18 protein-coding genes and 2 pseudogenes are annotated in these 14,923 nt (G+C 63.1%); 3 read left to right on the forward strand and 17 right to left on the reverse strand.

Features of this window, described 5'->3' with window-relative positions:
• Nucleotides 1-33: 33 nt before the first annotated feature.
• The 13 genes and pseudogenes from AB3347_RS25270 to AB3347_RS25330 all read right to left on the reverse strand — a co-directional run.
• Nucleotides 34-849, reverse strand: coding sequence for an alpha/beta fold hydrolase (locus tag AB3347_RS25270; protein WP_369094417.1), 816 nt, complete (start codon nt 847-849; stop codon nt 34-36).
• A 44-nt stretch (nt 850-893) separates the two neighbouring features.
• The gene (locus AB3347_RS25275; protein ID WP_369094418.1) at nt 894-2,093 is read right to left on the reverse strand and encodes an NAD(P)/FAD-dependent oxidoreductase; all 1,200 of its coding nucleotides are present in this window, start codon (nt 2,091-2,093) and stop codon (nt 894-896) included.
• A 66-nt stretch (nt 2,094-2,159) separates the two neighbouring features.
• Nucleotides 2,160-3,287 (reverse strand): ABC transporter substrate-binding protein, encoded by a 1,128-nt coding sequence (locus tag AB3347_RS25280; RefSeq protein WP_369094419.1) that lies wholly within the window; start codon nt 3,285-3,287, stop codon nt 2,160-2,162.
• A 164-nt stretch (nt 3,288-3,451) separates the two neighbouring features.
• Entirely contained in the window at nt 3,452-4,243 is a 792-nt protein-coding gene (hcaB, locus tag AB3347_RS25285; protein ID WP_369094420.1) for a 3-(cis-5,6-dihydroxycyclohexa-1,3-dien-1-yl)propanoate dehydrogenase, read from the reverse strand.
• Between the two features lie 3 nt (nt 4,244-4,246).
• Nucleotides 4,247-4,792, reverse strand: coding sequence for a 3-phenylpropionate/cinnamic acid dioxygenase subunit beta (locus AB3347_RS25290; RefSeq protein WP_369094421.1), 546 nt, complete (start codon nt 4,790-4,792; stop codon nt 4,247-4,249).
• Nucleotides 4,789-6,102 carry an SRPBCC family protein gene (locus AB3347_RS25295; protein WP_369094422.1) on the reverse strand — a complete coding sequence of 438 codons (1,314 nt, stop codon included), beginning with the start codon at nt 6,100-6,102 and terminating at the stop codon, nt 4,789-4,791. The genes AB3347_RS25290 and AB3347_RS25295 overlap by 4 nt, the downstream gene beginning before the upstream one ends.
• Nucleotides 6,102-6,428 (reverse strand): non-heme iron oxygenase ferredoxin subunit, encoded by a 327-nt coding sequence (locus tag AB3347_RS25300; RefSeq protein ID WP_369094423.1) that lies wholly within the window; start codon nt 6,426-6,428, stop codon nt 6,102-6,104. Before AB3347_RS25300 ends, AB3347_RS25295 begins: the two co-directional genes overlap by 1 nt.
• A 17-nt stretch (nt 6,429-6,445) precedes the next feature.
• On the reverse strand, nt 6,446-7,276 hold the full coding sequence (locus tag AB3347_RS25305) for a hypothetical protein (RefSeq protein WP_369094424.1): 831 nt from the start codon (nt 7,274-7,276) through the stop codon (nt 6,446-6,448).
• Nucleotides 7,276-7,551: a hypothetical protein gene (locus AB3347_RS25310; protein ID WP_369094425.1), complete on the reverse strand. Its 276-nt coding sequence runs from the start codon at nt 7,549-7,551 to the stop codon at nt 7,276-7,278. Before AB3347_RS25310 ends, AB3347_RS25305 begins: the two co-directional genes overlap by 1 nt.
• On the reverse strand, nt 7,548-8,456 hold the full coding sequence (locus tag AB3347_RS25315; RefSeq protein WP_369094426.1) for an alpha/beta fold hydrolase: 909 nt from the start codon (nt 8,454-8,456) through the stop codon (nt 7,548-7,550). Before AB3347_RS25315 ends, AB3347_RS25310 begins: the two co-directional genes overlap by 4 nt.
• A 30-nt stretch (nt 8,457-8,486) precedes the next feature.
• Nucleotides 8,487-9,413, reverse strand: a complete 927-nt coding sequence (locus tag AB3347_RS25320; protein ID WP_369094427.1) for an NAD(P)H-dependent flavin oxidoreductase — start codon at nt 9,411-9,413, stop codon at nt 8,487-8,489.
• A gap of 227 nt (nt 9,414-9,640) precedes the next feature.
• On the reverse strand, nt 9,641-10,852 hold the full coding sequence (locus tag AB3347_RS25325) for a porin (RefSeq protein WP_369094428.1): 1,212 nt from the start codon (nt 10,850-10,852) through the stop codon (nt 9,641-9,643).
• A gap of 295 nt (nt 10,853-11,147) precedes the next feature.
• A pseudogene (locus AB3347_RS25330) lies at nt 11,148-11,786 on the reverse strand (integrase core domain-containing protein); the annotation flags it as partial.
• A gap of 49 nt (nt 11,787-11,835) precedes the next feature.
• On the opposite strand from AB3347_RS25330, the pseudogene AB3347_RS25335 reads away from it, so the two are divergent.
• Nucleotides 11,836-12,039: pseudogene (locus AB3347_RS25335) on the forward strand (IS6 family transposase); the annotation flags it as partial.
• A 96-nt stretch (nt 12,040-12,135) separates the two neighbouring features.
• On the forward strand, nt 12,136-12,852 hold the full coding sequence (locus tag AB3347_RS25340) for an IS6 family transposase (protein WP_369094429.1): 717 nt from the start codon (nt 12,136-12,138) through the stop codon (nt 12,850-12,852).
• A 22-nt stretch (nt 12,853-12,874) separates the two neighbouring features.
• Here the strand turns inward: AB3347_RS25340 and AB3347_RS25345 are convergent, their stop codons facing one another.
• The 4 genes from AB3347_RS25345 to AB3347_RS25360 all read right to left on the reverse strand — a co-directional run bounded on the left by AB3347_RS25345 (nt 12,875) and on the right by AB3347_RS25360 (nt 13,837).
• Nucleotides 12,875-13,072, reverse strand: coding sequence for a hypothetical protein (locus AB3347_RS25345; RefSeq protein WP_369094430.1), 198 nt, complete (start codon nt 13,070-13,072; stop codon nt 12,875-12,877).
• A 15-nt stretch (nt 13,073-13,087) separates the two neighbouring features.
• On the reverse strand, nt 13,088-13,312 hold the full coding sequence (locus AB3347_RS25350) for a hypothetical protein (protein ID WP_369094431.1): 225 nt from the start codon (nt 13,310-13,312) through the stop codon (nt 13,088-13,090).
• A 38-nt stretch (nt 13,313-13,350) separates the two neighbouring features.
• The gene (locus AB3347_RS25355; RefSeq protein WP_369094432.1) at nt 13,351-13,539 is read right to left on the reverse strand and encodes a hypothetical protein; all 189 of its coding nucleotides are present in this window, start codon (nt 13,537-13,539) and stop codon (nt 13,351-13,353) included.
• 82 nt (nt 13,540-13,621) lie between these two features.
• Nucleotides 13,622-13,837, reverse strand: a complete 216-nt coding sequence (locus AB3347_RS25360; RefSeq protein ID WP_369094433.1) for a transcriptional regulator — start codon at nt 13,835-13,837, stop codon at nt 13,622-13,624.
• A gap of 364 nt (nt 13,838-14,201) precedes the next feature.
• Here AB3347_RS25360 and AB3347_RS25365 point away from each other — a divergent pair, with 364 nt between their 5' ends.
• Entirely contained in the window at nt 14,202-14,468 is a 267-nt protein-coding gene (locus AB3347_RS25365; RefSeq protein WP_369094434.1) for a hypothetical protein, read from the forward strand.
• Nucleotides 14,469-14,923 lie beyond the last annotated feature (455 nt).

A 14,923-nucleotide genomic window follows, 5' to 3' on the forward strand; every position in this document is an offset into this window, starting at 1 on the left:
CAGGCCTGCGACCGGCGCGCGCCGTCCGCGGGCTCAGTGCTCGCGCGCGCCGAGAAATTCGCGGATCAGCGGATTGACGACATCGGGCCTTGTCAGCGGGGCCATGTGCCCACCCTCATCCACCCTGGTGATGGTCCAGTGCGGGCATTCGCGCGCAAAAATGTCCACCAGGGCATACACCGGGGGCCGGGTGATCGCTGCGTACATCAGCAGCGTGCGCGCCGCAATCTTGCGGTATGCGTCGATGGTACTGTCCTCGGCCGACAGGGCCTCCGCCTCGTACAGCGAAGGAATGATGGCGGCGGCAAACGCCGCGCGGCGCTCGCCCGCCATGTTGTCCCAGGCATGGTCGCCCGACCAGTAATCGGCAAAGCGCTGCGCCACCTGCGCCCAGTCGCGCAGCGCGCCATAACACTTTACGTGATGCAGCATCTCCTGCGTTTCCAGGTACACCTCCATGGGCCCGAGCTGCTTGATCAAGTGGAAGGGATTGGGCTCGAACACCACGAGCCTCTCGACTTTCGGTCCGAGCAGCATGGCCGCGCGCAGCGCGACCGCACCGCCGAAGGAGTGGCCGACCAGGTGGATCGGGCCTTCCAGCTGCTCGCACAATGCCAGCACCAGCTGCGCCTGCGCATACAGCGACTGCGACCCCGAGCCGGGCCAGACCGTGGTCTTGCCGTAGCCGTACATGTTCACGGCCAGCACGCGGTAGCGGTCCTTCAGGTCCTCGGTCAGCGCGCGCCACTGGCGGTTGCCGCTGGCCGAACTGTGCACCAGGATGACCGGCTGCCCCTGCCCCTCATCGGTATAGTCGATATGCAGGTTGCCCTTGGTAAGAATTGGCACGCGCTCGCTCCTCGAAGTAAGTTAAACACCACAGGTGGGCCTGCCTACAGGACGCGCAGCTCCACGGCCGGATCCGCCAGCGCGGCACGGTCCAGCGGGCGGCTCTCCTGGCACAGCCGCTTGCAGGGCCGGATGTCGCGGCCCCGGTTGAACGCGGCCACCATCCGCAGCCCGCATACCGGGTCCATGCCGAACCATACCTTCTGGCCGTCGCCGTAATCGCGCAACACCCATTCCAGATCGGGCTCGGGCTGGCCCAGTACCTGGATGTTCTGGCCAAGCTGGTCCGACCACATCCAGGGCAGCTCGTCATATGGCTGCGCCGCCTGTCCGCTGATGACTCTGGCCACCAGGTCGCCGTGCGCGATGGCGTGGGTCCAGTTTTCGAACACCACCTCCGCGCCATAGAACGGATGACGCCACTGCGCCACCTCGCCCGCGGCAAACACGCCATCGGCACCGGTCCTGCCAAACGCATCGGTGCGGATGCCGCGTCCGGTGGCGAGGCCGGCCGCCTGCGCCAGTTCGATGTTGGGGCGCACACCGATGCCCGCCACAACGATGTCGGCGGAAATCGCCCGCCCGGATGCCAGGCCGACACGCATCGATGCCGCATGCGTGTCCAGGCTGGCAAGCGACTCGCCGAGCGCCATCCGCACGCCGGCCGCGCCGTGCAGCCCGGCCAGATGGCGCCCCGCCGGCTCCGGCAGGATGCGCGCCATCGGCCAGGGCTCGGGCGCGACCACCGTCACTTCAACCCCTGCACAAGCGAGCGTCGACGCCAGCTCCATGCCGATCACGCCTGCCCCGAGCGCAACCGCCGAGCGCGCAGCGGCGCTGCGGATGGCGCGCGCATCCTGCTCGGTACGCAGGTAGTGCACCTTGCCGTCCATGCCGGCGGAAAGGCGGTTGACCCGGCTTCCCGTCGCCAGCACCAGATCATCGTAGGCGTACTCGCCCTTGCTGCTGGCGATTCGACGTGCCTGCATGTCCAGCCCCTCCACCCGCTCGCCCAGATGCAGCCGGATGCCGGCCGCCTCCCAGTCCGCCGCCGAGCCGATCGGACTGAGCGGTACGTCGCCGGCGGCCAGGAAGGCCTTGGACAGCGGCGGGCGCTCATAGGGCAGCGCGGCCTCCTCGCCGAACAGCAGGATTGGCCCCGTGTGGCCATACTTGCGTAACCTGAGCGCGACCGTGCATCCGGCCTGCCCAGCGCCAACGATCGCTACCGTTTTTGTGCTCATATTGTGTCCACCGCCGTGACGGGCAGCGGGCACGGCCGGAGTCGACCCTGCCCGCTGCCGCCCGGATCAGTACTTCAGTTCGTCAGTGATGCGCACGAAGCGGCCGTTCTTGACCGCGACCAGGAAGAGGGAGGTGGCGCCCATGTGCTGGTTCGGGCCAAACGACAGCTTCGGGCTGCCGAAGATGTCCTGGTAGTTCTTGACCGATTCCAGGCCGGCGATGAAGCTGTCCACAGTCAGGTTCCTGCCGGCGTTCTGCAAGCCCTTGACGACCAGATCGGCCCAGGTGTATGCCCATTGCCCGTACACGCTCGGATGCTGCTTATAGCGTGCTTCGTACTGCTTGACCCAGGCCGCCGCAGCCTTGTTCTGGTCATCCGCGTAGGCCGTGTTCATCAAGCTGGCCACCATGAAACCTTCCGCGATGCCGCCCGGCGCCTCCACCACGGCGGGCTCCTGGGTTGCCGCGGCGCCGATGACCGGAATGTCCCAGTTCAAGGCCTTGACCGCCGACAGGATGCCAACCGTGTCGCGCGCCAGCGTGCCCAGCATCAGTCCGCCGCAACCGGCGTTTTTCATTTTCAGTACCGAGGCGGAAAACTCGACGTCGGTCGGACGGTGATAGGCCACATCCGGCTCCGGCAGGCCGTGCACCTTGGATTGCTGGGCCACCCCCTGGAACACCTCGTCGCCCATGTCGCTCTTGATCGCGAGCACGCAAACCTTCTTGACGCCACGCTGCTCGACCATCCATTTCACGCTGGTGCGCGCCTGGTCCACGTAGGTGACCAGGTTGGCAAATTTCAGTTTATGGTGGGGGTCGAACATCGAGCGCGCTGCGGCGTTCGGGAACAGGTTCGGCACGTTGGCCGCGATCTGCGTCGGCAGCGTCGCATTGTTCGGTCCCGACGCCATCGAGCCGATCAGTGCGAAGACCTTGTCGCGGTTGATCAGCTTGTTCACCGCCTGCACCGCTTTCGGGATTTGATAGCCCGAATCCTCGACCACCAGTTCGAGCTTGCGGCCATGCACGCCGCCAGCCTGGTTGATCTCGGCGAAGCGCATCCGGATCGCGCTCGACTGCGCCACGCCAACGTTGGCAACGGGGCCGCTCAAGTCGGTCTGCATGCCGAACACCACCTTGTCCGGATAGACACCCCGCACCTGCTGCGCGCCGGCGCTGCCGGAAGCCACAACTGCAACTGCACCAGTCACAATCCCAAGAAATATTTTTTTCACTGCTGTCTCCATAAGTTGAAATTATATTGCGCTGTGAGAACTGAACGACCTGTCAAAAGACTCCCGTGCCAGATGCATGATCACATGGGTTGCTAGCGTGCAACTTACTACACTTTCACTTAGCCGGCGCCGCGCACCTCCATGCCGCCGTCGCTGTGCAGGATGGCCGCCGTGGTCGCGGGCGAATCGGTGCGGCTGGCCAGCAGGACGTAATGGCCGGTATGGTCTTCCGGCCGCCACACCTTCTTCAGGGGCGTACCCGCTTCGATCATGGCCGCCAGGCGCGGATCCTCGGACAGCTTGCGTCCGTCCAGCTGCAGCTCCTTCGGTCCGCTCAGTTCGGTCGCGGAGCCGCCCGGCGCCACGCCGTTGACCCGCAGCTGGGGCGCATATTCGGCCGCGAGCTGCCGGATCAGGCCGACCATCGCGTGTTTCGATGCGGTGTACAGGGCGCCGCCGCCGCCGGCGTAAAAACCGGCGGGCGATACGGTAAAGATGTAGCTGCCGGCCGTTTTCCTGATTGCTTCGACCGACGCCCTCACCCCCAGCATATTGGCCATCACATTGACCCGGAAGATGGCATCGAAGACTTGTGCCAGCACCTCGGGATCGAGGCGGTCGATGCGGCGGTACCAGTCCCATATACCGGCGTTGCCGATGTAGCAGTCCAGTTTGCCAAAGCGCGCCAACGCCAGCTCCACCGCACCGGCATGCGCGGCATATTCGGTGACGTCGCCGGCGACGGTGTCGACCTGGTCCGGATAGCGTTCGCGCAGGAGGTGCAGCTGCTCCGCGTCGCGGTCCAGCACCACCACCTTCGCCCCCTCGGCCACAAAGCGCTCGACCACCGCGCGTCCGATGCCCTTGGCGCCGCCGGTGACCAGCACCACTTCGTCGTGTAGTCGGTTCATCGCTCAAATGAAAACGTTGAGGTTTTTGCCGAGCAAAACGTTATGCGCGAGCGTCACATGACGTTTGGCCAGTTTCAGCTCGCCGTCCACCCGGCGCACCAGGTCTTCGCGGCGCGCCCACAAGGTGTCCTGGTCGGCTTCGTTGCGGGACCGGAACACAACCGCGACCGACAGCACGCGCCACGTACCGTCGGTGGCGGTATTGAACGCCTCGATGTTGGAGATCTGGTGGATCACCCGGGTCGGCGGATCCTCGCTCCATGCGGTCGGATGGATCATGCGCGCAATGCGGCGCTTGATCATGTCGAGGTCGTCGTCATAAAAGGCCAGCTTGTCGCCGACACTGCGATTTTTGAGGTTGCGGCTGTAGACCGCCGGCTGGGCCGGCATGAAGTAGTGCACGTCGTCCGTCAGCAGGCTCAACCATCCTTCCACATTCCCCGTGTCGAGCAGGCGTGCCTCACGGTGCAGAAAGGCAGTCAGTTCGGCGAGCATGCCGGCGTCGGCCAGCGTGTCGCCGGACGGGCTGTGGGCTGGATTGGCGCTCATGCTGCCTCCCCTGCCGTCATCAGCTCCAGCCAGCGCGCATAAAACGCGCGCTGGTTCGCATCGTTGATCGCGCGCTTGTGGACGTTACCCTTCAGTTCGCCGTGCTCGACGCCGCTGTCCAGACCCAGCCCGTAGTTCAGGCGCTGGCGGCGCGTGACCACGCCGGCATTGGCGTGGGTCGCGTTTTCCCAGTTCTCGCCGTCGTCGCATTCGAACACGCCGCTCGGCGAGAAGGTCATCATCACGCCCTTGCGGTAGGCTTCCTTGACCTCGTCCGGGGCCGACTTGTTGACCATCGCCCATACCGTAATCTTGCACGAGTGGGGCCCCGTCGGCTGCCAGACGCGGAAGGTCTGATGGCCGGGCAGGAACGAGAAATTGGGGAACACGGTGGCCGAGGACACCGCGCCGACCATGCGCGAACGCAGTTCGCCGAGGCGTTTGGCAATCTCTTCCTGGCGCGAGCGGATATAGCGCAGCGCGGTGCGGTCGCCGAAGGTCGCGACGTTGCCGACACCATCGAGGCCGAACTCCCAGCCATGACCATGCATGTTCGCCTGGTAGGTCTCGGGCGGCAGTTGCACCGACAGGCCCAGCATGGCCTGCGCGCCGGAATTGTGGGTCCAGCCGGCATGGTAGGCGTCGCCGGCAAAGTTCTCGGCCGGGAATTTCCAGTTGGTGCGCATCGACGAGGTCAGCGCACCACCGACAAATTCCGTACCGCCCTCGTCATTGTCGAGCAGGATGTCGAGATACCAGCGGAAGTCGCCCAGATAGTCGTCCAGCGAACCCATGTCCGGGTCGAAGGTGGCGAACACCAGGCCCTTGTAGCTGGCCACGCGCGCCTTGTGCAGCCCCCACTTCGACTTGTCGAAGTCGTGGCATTCCTTGTAAACCTGCTCTTCGTGCATGCCCAGCAGGCTGCCGTCGCGCCCGAACGACCAGCCGTGGTAATTACAGACGAACTGGCGGGTATTGCCCTCGTCGGCGAAACACACCCGGTTGCCGCGGTGCGGACAGGAGTTGAGCATGACGCTGACCGAGCCGTCCTCGGTGCGGCAGGCGATCACCGCATCCTGCCCCATATAGGTGGTGATGAAGTCGCCCTTCTGTGGCACCTGCGACTCGTGGCAGACAAACAGCCAGCAGCGCGCGAAGATCCGCTCCAGCTCGAGCGTATAGACGCTTTCATCCCAGAAGATGCGGCGGTCGAGGGTGCCGCTCTTCAGGTCGACCAGGGAGCGCAGTTCCTCGCTGGAAATGCGTGCGCCGCGGTGATCCACGAGCGGCCTGTATTCAGAGTTGTTCATTACATTTGCTCCACTTGGACATAGACCCGGCCATTGTCGATACGGACCGGAAAGGTACGCAGGTCCTTTTCCGCCGGAAAGGCGCAGGCCTTCCCCGTCGGGATGTGGAATTCGCCCGGGTGGACCGGACAGACGATGATGTCGCCTTCCACATAGCCTTCCGACAAGGAGCCTTCGGCGTGCGTGCAGGTGTCCGCCGTGGCGAACACACTGCCGCCGATTTTGAACAGCGCGATCGGCTGCCGGCCAGCCGGGCAAAATTTCCTTGCGCCGGACTCCGGGATGTCGCCGACGTCGCAGGCATGGAGTTCAATGGCTTGAGTCATATAGAAGTTTGAAAAAATCAGTTGGAAACATGGAGTTCGGCGAACCCCAGGCCGGTGACCCATTCCGGCGCCGGCTCATAGCCGATCACCGTGCCGGATCGGGCGCCGGTGACACCCATGGCGAACAGAAAGTTGCGTAGTTCGAGTGAACCATTCCCTGCCATGGCGACCTGCTCGCTGTCCGGGATCGCAATCAATGCATCGGCGCGCCCGTGTGCCACATGGTCGAGCACCATCTGGTCGAACTCCTGGTTGACCTTGCCCATCTGCGGCAGGCCTACCCAGTGGCTGATGCCGCCGCTGCCGATCACGGCGACCCGGCGCGCGTCCGGGAACGAGGCGATCGCACGGCCCACGCTGCGGCCGAGGTCGTATGCACGCTGCTTGCCCAGGTAAGGCTCGACGCCGGCAGCCAGATACACCGGTACCGTCGCAATCGGTCCGGCCGGACGCACGCACAGCTGGTGCGGGACCATGATGGAATGGTCGACCGGCAGGGTCTTGGCAACCGCCCAGTCGAATCCGGCTTCCGAGCCGGCCTGGCGGATATGCGCGGCCAATGCGGGGTCAGTCAGCACCGCCACTTCCTCGAGGCCTGGAATGCGGTCGATCGGCCCCTTGGCGTCGGCGATGCCGATCAGGTACTGAGGCAGGCAACTTGGACCAAAGATCAGGTAATGGTCGGCGCCTGCGATGACCACGGTGTCCACTTCCAGCTCGCGCAGACGCGCCGAAATGGCGCGGTAGCAGGCGTCGACCTTGGCGCGCCGCTCGGCGCCGAGTGCATCCGGCGCGGTAAACATGATCGGGGAATGCGGCAGCACGAAGCCGCCTACGACGGTTGCCATCAGTGTTCTCCTGCTGTTGGCGCGGCGCTGATCGCGCGCAGATACTGTTTAAGGGAGTGGCCCGGCTCGAGCTGCAGCCAGAAGCCCATGACCAGCATCGGATTCACGCCCAGCGCCAGGATGTTCGCGACCTGGAAGGCCTTGATGTCCCGGGCCTCCTCTTCCGAGATGTTGTAGGCCGCCAGGAAGGCGTCGGGATCGCCCGCATAGGCCTTGCGCGTCTTGCCGCTCATGGACAGGTCATAGAGCGCCTTTTCGACACCGAACACGCTCATGGAGCGCTCCCGTCATCGAGGAACGCCAGCGCGGCCTTCACGAACTGGTCGCGGCGCTCGACCTGCACCCAGTGGCCGCAGGAAGCGAAGCCGTGAAACTGGGCGTTTGGCGCATTGGTGAAAATGCGCAGGCCAAGCTCCATCGGGACCACTTGATCTTCGCGGCCATGCAGCACCAGGATCGGCTGCTGCAGCCTGGCGACCACTTTTTCGGGCACGCCGGAAATGATGCCGTCACTGCCTTCCTCGACGGCGGACGCGGGCACCAGCGCGCGGTAGGCGGTCAGCGCATCGGGCGCGCTGCTCGCTTCCAGGCGCTTGGCCACCATCGCGTCGTCCACCATGCTTTTATCGAACGGGAACATCTGCAGCATGGCCTTCAGGTTGTCATGCGAGGGCACATAGGTGCGCGCCGCGCGCAGGCCGGCGGTGATCTTGAATTTGCCGCAGGGCGTACCCATCAGCACGAGTTTCGTGATGCGCTCGGGCGCCGTCGCGGCGACCGCCAGCGACAGGCTGCCGCCGAACGAATTGCCGACCAGCGCAACCTGCCTGAGGCCGAGCGCATCGAGAAAGGCGAGGAAATGCTCGATCCAGAATGGCATCGAATATTGGGCGTCGGGCTTCCTGCCGGAGAAACCAAAGCCGGGACAGTCCAGTGCGATCACGCGGAACGATTTGCTCAGTTCCGGCATCACGCCGGCCCAATTCGCATGGGCCGAGACACCCGGGCCCGATCCGTGGATCAGCACCAGAGGAGGACCTTCACCGGCTTCCAGGTAATTGGTTGGAATACCAAGTACATCGATACTCAGGCCCACACCGGGCTCGGTATGTTGCGTCATTGTCTTCTCCTCGATGCGGTCGATGCCGCTGTATTGTTGATTCAAATAATAATACGGCACCGTATGTTTGTAAAGCGCGGGCCACACATTTCAGCGGCGCGCGCCGGGCAGCCGAATCTGGTGGTAGTCATGCTCAAGCGCGGCGACGATGTCGGCGATCGGCTCGACCTTCTTCACCAGGCCGACGCCCTGTCCTGCCGCCCAGACGTTTTTCCACGCCTTGCCGTCGGCGCCGATGTCGCCCGAAAAATCGGGCTTGCGCCGGGTGCCGGCGGCGAGCTTTTCGGCGGTCCAGCCGGTCTCTTCCAGGCTGCGGCGCAGCCAGCTGGCCGACACGCCGGTGACGGCTGCGCTGGTGACGAGGTCCTCGAGGGTGGATTCGACCAGCATCTGGCGGTAAGCGTCGGGCACCAGGCTCTCGGGAGAGGCGATGAAGCGGGTGCCCATGTAGACCAGGTCGGCGCCCAGGATTTCGGCGGCACGGATACCGGCCGCGTCGGCGATGCCGCCCGACAGGACCAGGGGACCTGACCAGAACTGGCGCACTTCGCGCAGGAAGGCAAACGGATTGTAGATGCCGGTATGTCCGCCGGCGCCGGCGCATAGCAGCACCAGCCCGTCGGCGCCATGCGCGACCGCCTTTTTCGCCTGCGCGACGGTCGCCACATCCGAGAACACCATCCCGCCGTATTCCTTGACAGTGCGCAGCGCCGGTTCCGGGCTGCCAAGGGCGGTGATGACCAGCTCGGGACGGTAGCGCGCGATGATCTCCAGTTCCGCCCCCAGGCGCTCGTAGGTCGCGTGCGTGATCAGGTTCAGCGCCCAGGGCGCGGCCTGAGGCGAACCGGCGAGCGCGCCGGTGATGCCGGCACACATGGCATCGAGATCGGCGGCGGTACGCGCGTTGGGCGCCGGGAAAGCGCCCACGATGCCGGCGCGGCAGGCCGCAAGGACCATGTCGACGCCCGACACCAGGAACATCGGCGCGGCGATGACCGGCAGGCGAAGGCGCTGCATGAACGGTATGCGCGGTGCGGCGGACACGCCGCACAGCTGTTCATCGGATAGTTGAGTATTCATGGTGGAAGCGCGCCAGGTGGGAGACGCATAGTCATGTGTTGCGCGGTGGTGATGGCGGCAGCCGGGTCGATGTCAGCCGCGATCGGCAATCGAACAGGCTGCCCGCACGTCGAGCGAACATCCGCCAGGGCGCACCGTCGCGCGGGCGCCTGGCGGCCGCGCGATCAGAAGCTGTGCATGATCCCCATGCCGAAGATACGCGGATCGGCGCCGGCATTGGCAGCTGAGAGCGAGCCGCCCGGGCCCGTCGCCGAGGAGATGCCGCCAATGGTCCAGTCCAGGTAGTTGTTGCGCTCGTTGCGGATCTGGCCATAGTCCACATACACGCCGGTGCGCTTGGAGAGGTTATAGCGCACGCCCAGGGTGGCGATGCTCGACTTCGTGTCGCGCAGGCCGGAGCTGTTCTTGACATCGCCGGTCCTGCCGTAGCCTGCGAACAGCTGGAACTGGTTGATCGTGTGCTCCCAGTTCAGGGCGACCGAGGTCACTTCGAGATTGTCGCCGGCGCGGATGCCGCCGAATCCGCCCGGGATGGCCGCAACCGCCGCCACGTTGTTGTTCGTCAGACGTGTCACCAGCAAGCCGATACGGGCGCCGGTCGCATAGGAGTATGAGCCGGCAATGCGCTGCCCGATCTTGTCGCGGCCGGCGACCGGTCCGGTCGCAGCCGGCAGATTGTCGTAGCGGCCATAATCGTACGACACCGCGAAGGGGCCTGTTTCGTAGTGCAGCTTGACCGCGTAGGCGCGGTCGCGCACGGCGGCGGTGCTTTCGGTCCCCCCGGAGTAGTTGATGTCCGTGGAGAAGCCACCTAACTTGGGCGAGATGTACTGGATGGTGTTGTTCTGGCGCGCGAGGGGAATCGTCACCAGACCCGAGGCAGCATCGACCAGGAATTCCGGTCCCAGGTGGGTGTAGCTCAGCGCGGTGTGCGCGTGCGGGTAGGTGATCCAGTATGCGTCCTGGCGTCCGAACCGCAGCGACCCCATCGACTTCGAGGTCAGGCCGACATAGGTGGTGCGGGTCGCAATACCGCCGGTGCTTGTATTGGGCTGTCCGCCCTGGGTGGTGTTGCCGCCATTATCGACATTGAGCCCGCCTTCAATCTGGAACACAGCGCTCAAGTCACTCGAGAGCGGCTCCACGCCGCGAAAGCCGAGGCGTGACAGCGCATCGAATACCCGTGTGGTAGAGCGGATCTCCCCGGCAGCCCCGGTTGCGGCGCCCTTTGCCGTGTAATTGTCGATCCCGGTATTGAGCCTTCCGTAGATCGTTACGTTAGTACCCTGAGCGGATGCCGCCAAGGGCATCGCTAGCGCAACAGAGGTGAGTACGATTTTCGCTGCGGCTGCCGAATACGACTGCGTTACTTTCATAATCTCTCCAGATTGAACAGCGGCGGCGGTGTCTCCCGATCGCACACCGTTGTGGCAGCGCGCTTTGATTGTTGCGACTCGAGGCCGCTTGCCCACTTCGTGGCGCGCCAGGCACGTGGGTTTGCATGCACAGGAATCGATCGGTCCGTTAAATATCCAATGGCGGTTCTTTGCTCCGCGACGGCCGCAACGCGTTCGCCAGGGCGTTCAAACATACGCATACGGACCCGTATCAATTCCGAGTCGATGTTAGATCAGTTTCTTTGTGGGTGTCAATCACGAAATTTATGCGTTGCTAACTGTCAAGTCCCGCCTGTTCATAAACCCGTTTGACAAATAATTCTGGCCGTTTTTTATGCCATTCTTTGAGCGCCAGAATTGGTGTTTTGCTGTCGATGGCGCGCTGCGGAATGTGATGGTTGTACAGCTTCAAATAGTTCATCAGGGTCGTCTCCAGATCAGCCCTGCTGTCGAAGCGCGTCTGCTGTAGCAGTTCGTTAATTCGTCCGTTGAAGCGCTCTACCATGCCATTCGTTTGCGGATGCCGTGGCGGTGCCAGGCGATGCTCGGCCGGCAGTGCAGCACAGGCGACGTCGAAGGCGTGGTTGCCGCTCGGCTTCTTGTCTTTGGTAGCAAAGCGATCAGTGAACTGAGAGCCGTTATCGGTCAGTATCTTGCTGATCTTGATCGGTGAAGCAAGCTTGAGCCGGCGCAGGAAATCGACGCTGCTCTTGTCCGTCATGTCGCCGTAGATATGCATATAAACCCATCGCGTGGCCCGGTCGATCGCGACGAACAGATAGCGCCGCGAGTTTTCGTCAGGCATCTGCGGCAAGTATTTGATATCGATGTGAACGAAGCCTGGTTCGTAATCCTTGAACGTCTTTTTCGGCGCGATAGTTTCGCCTTCAGCTTTCGGGATGACATCTTCAAGGCTCTGGTGCAAACCTGCAGCTCAGCTAGAATGACGGCCTTTGCCTGACATGCGTAGTCACACGAGCACGAGCGACCTGTTCAAGGGCCGACACTTCGAACAAGAGATCATCATCCTTTGCGTGCGCTGGTACCTGCGTTATAAGCTGTCGTACCGAGACCTGGTCGAGATGATGGCTGAGCGAGGCCTGCCGATCGCTCACACGACAATCCTGCGTTGGGTTCAGCGGTACGCACTGGAGTTCGACAAACGCTGGAGCCGCTTCGCGACGTCGGCTGGCACCTCCTGGCGGGTGGACGGGCTCTGGTGCAAACCTGCAGCTCAGCTAGAATGACGGCCTTTGCCTAACATGCGTAGTCACGCGAGCACGAGCGACCTGTTCAAGGGCCGACACTTCGAACAAGAGATCATCATCCTTTGCGTGCGCTGGTACCTGCGTTATAAGCTGTCGTACCGAGACCTGGTCGAGATGATGGCTGAGCGAGGCCTGCCGATCGCTCACACGACAATCCTGCGTTGGGTTCAGCGGTACGCACCGGAGTTCGACAAACGCTGGAGCCGCTTCGCGACGTCGGCTGGCACCTCCTGGCGGGTGGACGAGACCTACGTCAGGATCCGCGGTCAGTGGGCTTATCTCTACCGGGCTGTCGACTCGGCCGGCAATACCGTCGACTTCCGGCTCAGCCCGCGGCGCAACGTCGCTTCGGCCAAGGCATTCTTTCGTAAAGCCATACGTTCTCAAGGCCGGTCACCCGAGACTATTACGCTGGACGGTTATGCCGCTTCCCACCGTGCCGTTCGCGAACTTCAAGAGCAGGGACGTCTTCCTGACTTGACGAAGCTTCGCTCGTCAAAATATCTGAACAATCTGATCGAGCAGGACCATCGCAATGTCAAATCCAGACTTGGACCGATGCTGGGTTTGAAAAGCTTCACTTCCGCTACCACAACAATACAAGGTATTGAGCTCATGCATCGCATTCGCAAAGGGCAGTTCGACCTACGAGGTCTGGGAACTCAGGGGCAAACTCCCTCTGAAATCTGGGCAGCTGTTCTGGCTGCGTGAACTCAGCCGGCGCGCCGGCAGGTTAGCGTGCCTTTGTCCATAATTTGCACCAGAGCCTCGAATCCTTGATCGACTGCATGAACAGGACCTGGAAGCGCTTGCGCGCGGTTTCGAGGCGCTGCCCAGCCTCCGTCGCCTGCGCAAGCTGGCAGGTCGTCATGGCCACCGCGGCGTCATTGAACTCGGTGTACGCATCCAGCAGTTGATCGTTCGGCGTCATTTCGTTTTCCGAGTGTTATAGGCCGAGTTGCGCGACGAGGTTCTTGCCACTGTCCGTCGCCGCCCAGGTACCCTCTTGCGCCTGTTGCGCAAGCCCCATGCGGTACAGTGCCATCATCGTGTCCACATTGCAGACCCGCTTGCCGTTCACTTCGATCACGGTGCCGTGCGAACGTCGTGCAGTCCACCCTTTACCGATCCAGCTCATCACGCGCTTCTGCGCTTCAGTCAACTTGGCCATGCTTTTCCCGGGTGATGTGCCCAGCGTAGCGGGCGGGGTTAGGCGAACTCGCCCAGCAGCTTGCGAGCAACGGGACGCAGCGCGCCCAAGCCGTTACGGTCGCCGCGCTCGACATGGCGCGCCAGGTCCAGCAGTTCGGTGTAGGTCGGGAGACCGAAGTTGTTGACTTGTGCATCTGCGACTTCGATTGCTTCCTGTGCTGCTGCTGACAGTTCTCGCTGTCCCATGTTGATCACCCTCGTTTCCTTTGCTCGACAGTGCGAATTGCACTGGTCCATACCCATCATTATATATACTCAATGAGTACAGTCACGCCTTTCTCGGGGTGTGGCTCAAAATCTCGCGGATGAACTTCCAGGCCATCTCATCCATCTCGCGGAAGCCCTTGGAATCCGAAGGCAAAAGCCAGTTGTCGAGACGGCGGCGCGACGTCCCGATACGATCTGCGAACTGGTCCCGCGTCATGTCGAGAGCAGCCATCGCATCACGTAAAAATTCCTGCTGGGGGATCGGTTTGCTAGTCATTCAAATTTTCGTTGTGTGTACTCAGTGAGTATCATAGCACCGAGGCGAACATATCGCTCAACTTTTGTTGCGAAACAGCAAGGTAAGGGCGAACATGGTCTAGCTCAGCGTGCCCAAGCAGCAGCTGCACTTTGCACGTGTCGACCGGCCGCCAGTGGCGTTTCCGCCGGAGGTCAGCGAGGCACTGGTCACGATAAAACCACGCGCTCGACACGCTGGCCGCCGGCGAAGACTACAACCTGGTGGTCGAGAAGACCGGGGTCACGCGCGTAGCGAGCCTGGCCAAGGTATCGGCGCAAGCGGCCGCCGACGAGGCAGCGAACACCTGCCCCCCCCGGTCGTTGTCGTAACCGTTGATGCCGGCGTGGTCAAGGCGGTCGACGCAAGCCGGGCGGCCGATGTCGTGGTGCTCGACCAGAACATCTACAACTGCGAGGTCACCGACCTGACGGCCGTTGGGGATCAGCTGTTCAGGGTGACGGAGAAGGCAGCGGATATTCGAACAGACGTTCCCGGCGCCGGCGCGCACTTCGTTTCCGACGTGATCGCGCACCTCGGTGAAGCTGAAGTGGCGCGAATCGCGGCCGTGGATGCCGATGAGGAGGCAGAAAACGCCGCGCCGCGGCCGTAACCGACTCAGGTGGTGCTGGCTTCTGAGGCGTCCCGCGCGGCACGGTCGTTGACCGGGCGGGGGGCTTCGGCGGCTTCGGCTTGCGGCCGGCAGAGGCGCGCCAAGTCGGGCCAATAAGACGTGCTAAGTGATTCGCCGGCTGCTCCTCCTGTCGACGAGTGTCCGCGGCCTAGCGCTTTTCGCCTCGCAGCTCGGCTGCAGGCGGCAGACTTCTTCCGGCCACAACATGCCCCGCTCCCTGTGTTACAACCGCGCAAACAATGTCGCCAGCGTAGCATTCCTCCGCGACATCAAGCGCCCGCGCAAACGAAAAAAGGAGCCTTGCAGCTAATGCCGTTCAGTTAAGACTGAACGGCATTTTATTTTGTCGTTGTAAACGCGCGGCAACGCTGTTAACCTTCGTCGCCATGTTCGACGACACTCTACATTTCCTGGCGAATCACCTCGAGGCTCCC

This window comes from Massilia sp. X63 (assembly GCF_041023745.1).
Lineage (GTDB): Bacteria > Pseudomonadota > Gammaproteobacteria > Burkholderiales > Burkholderiaceae_D > Telluria.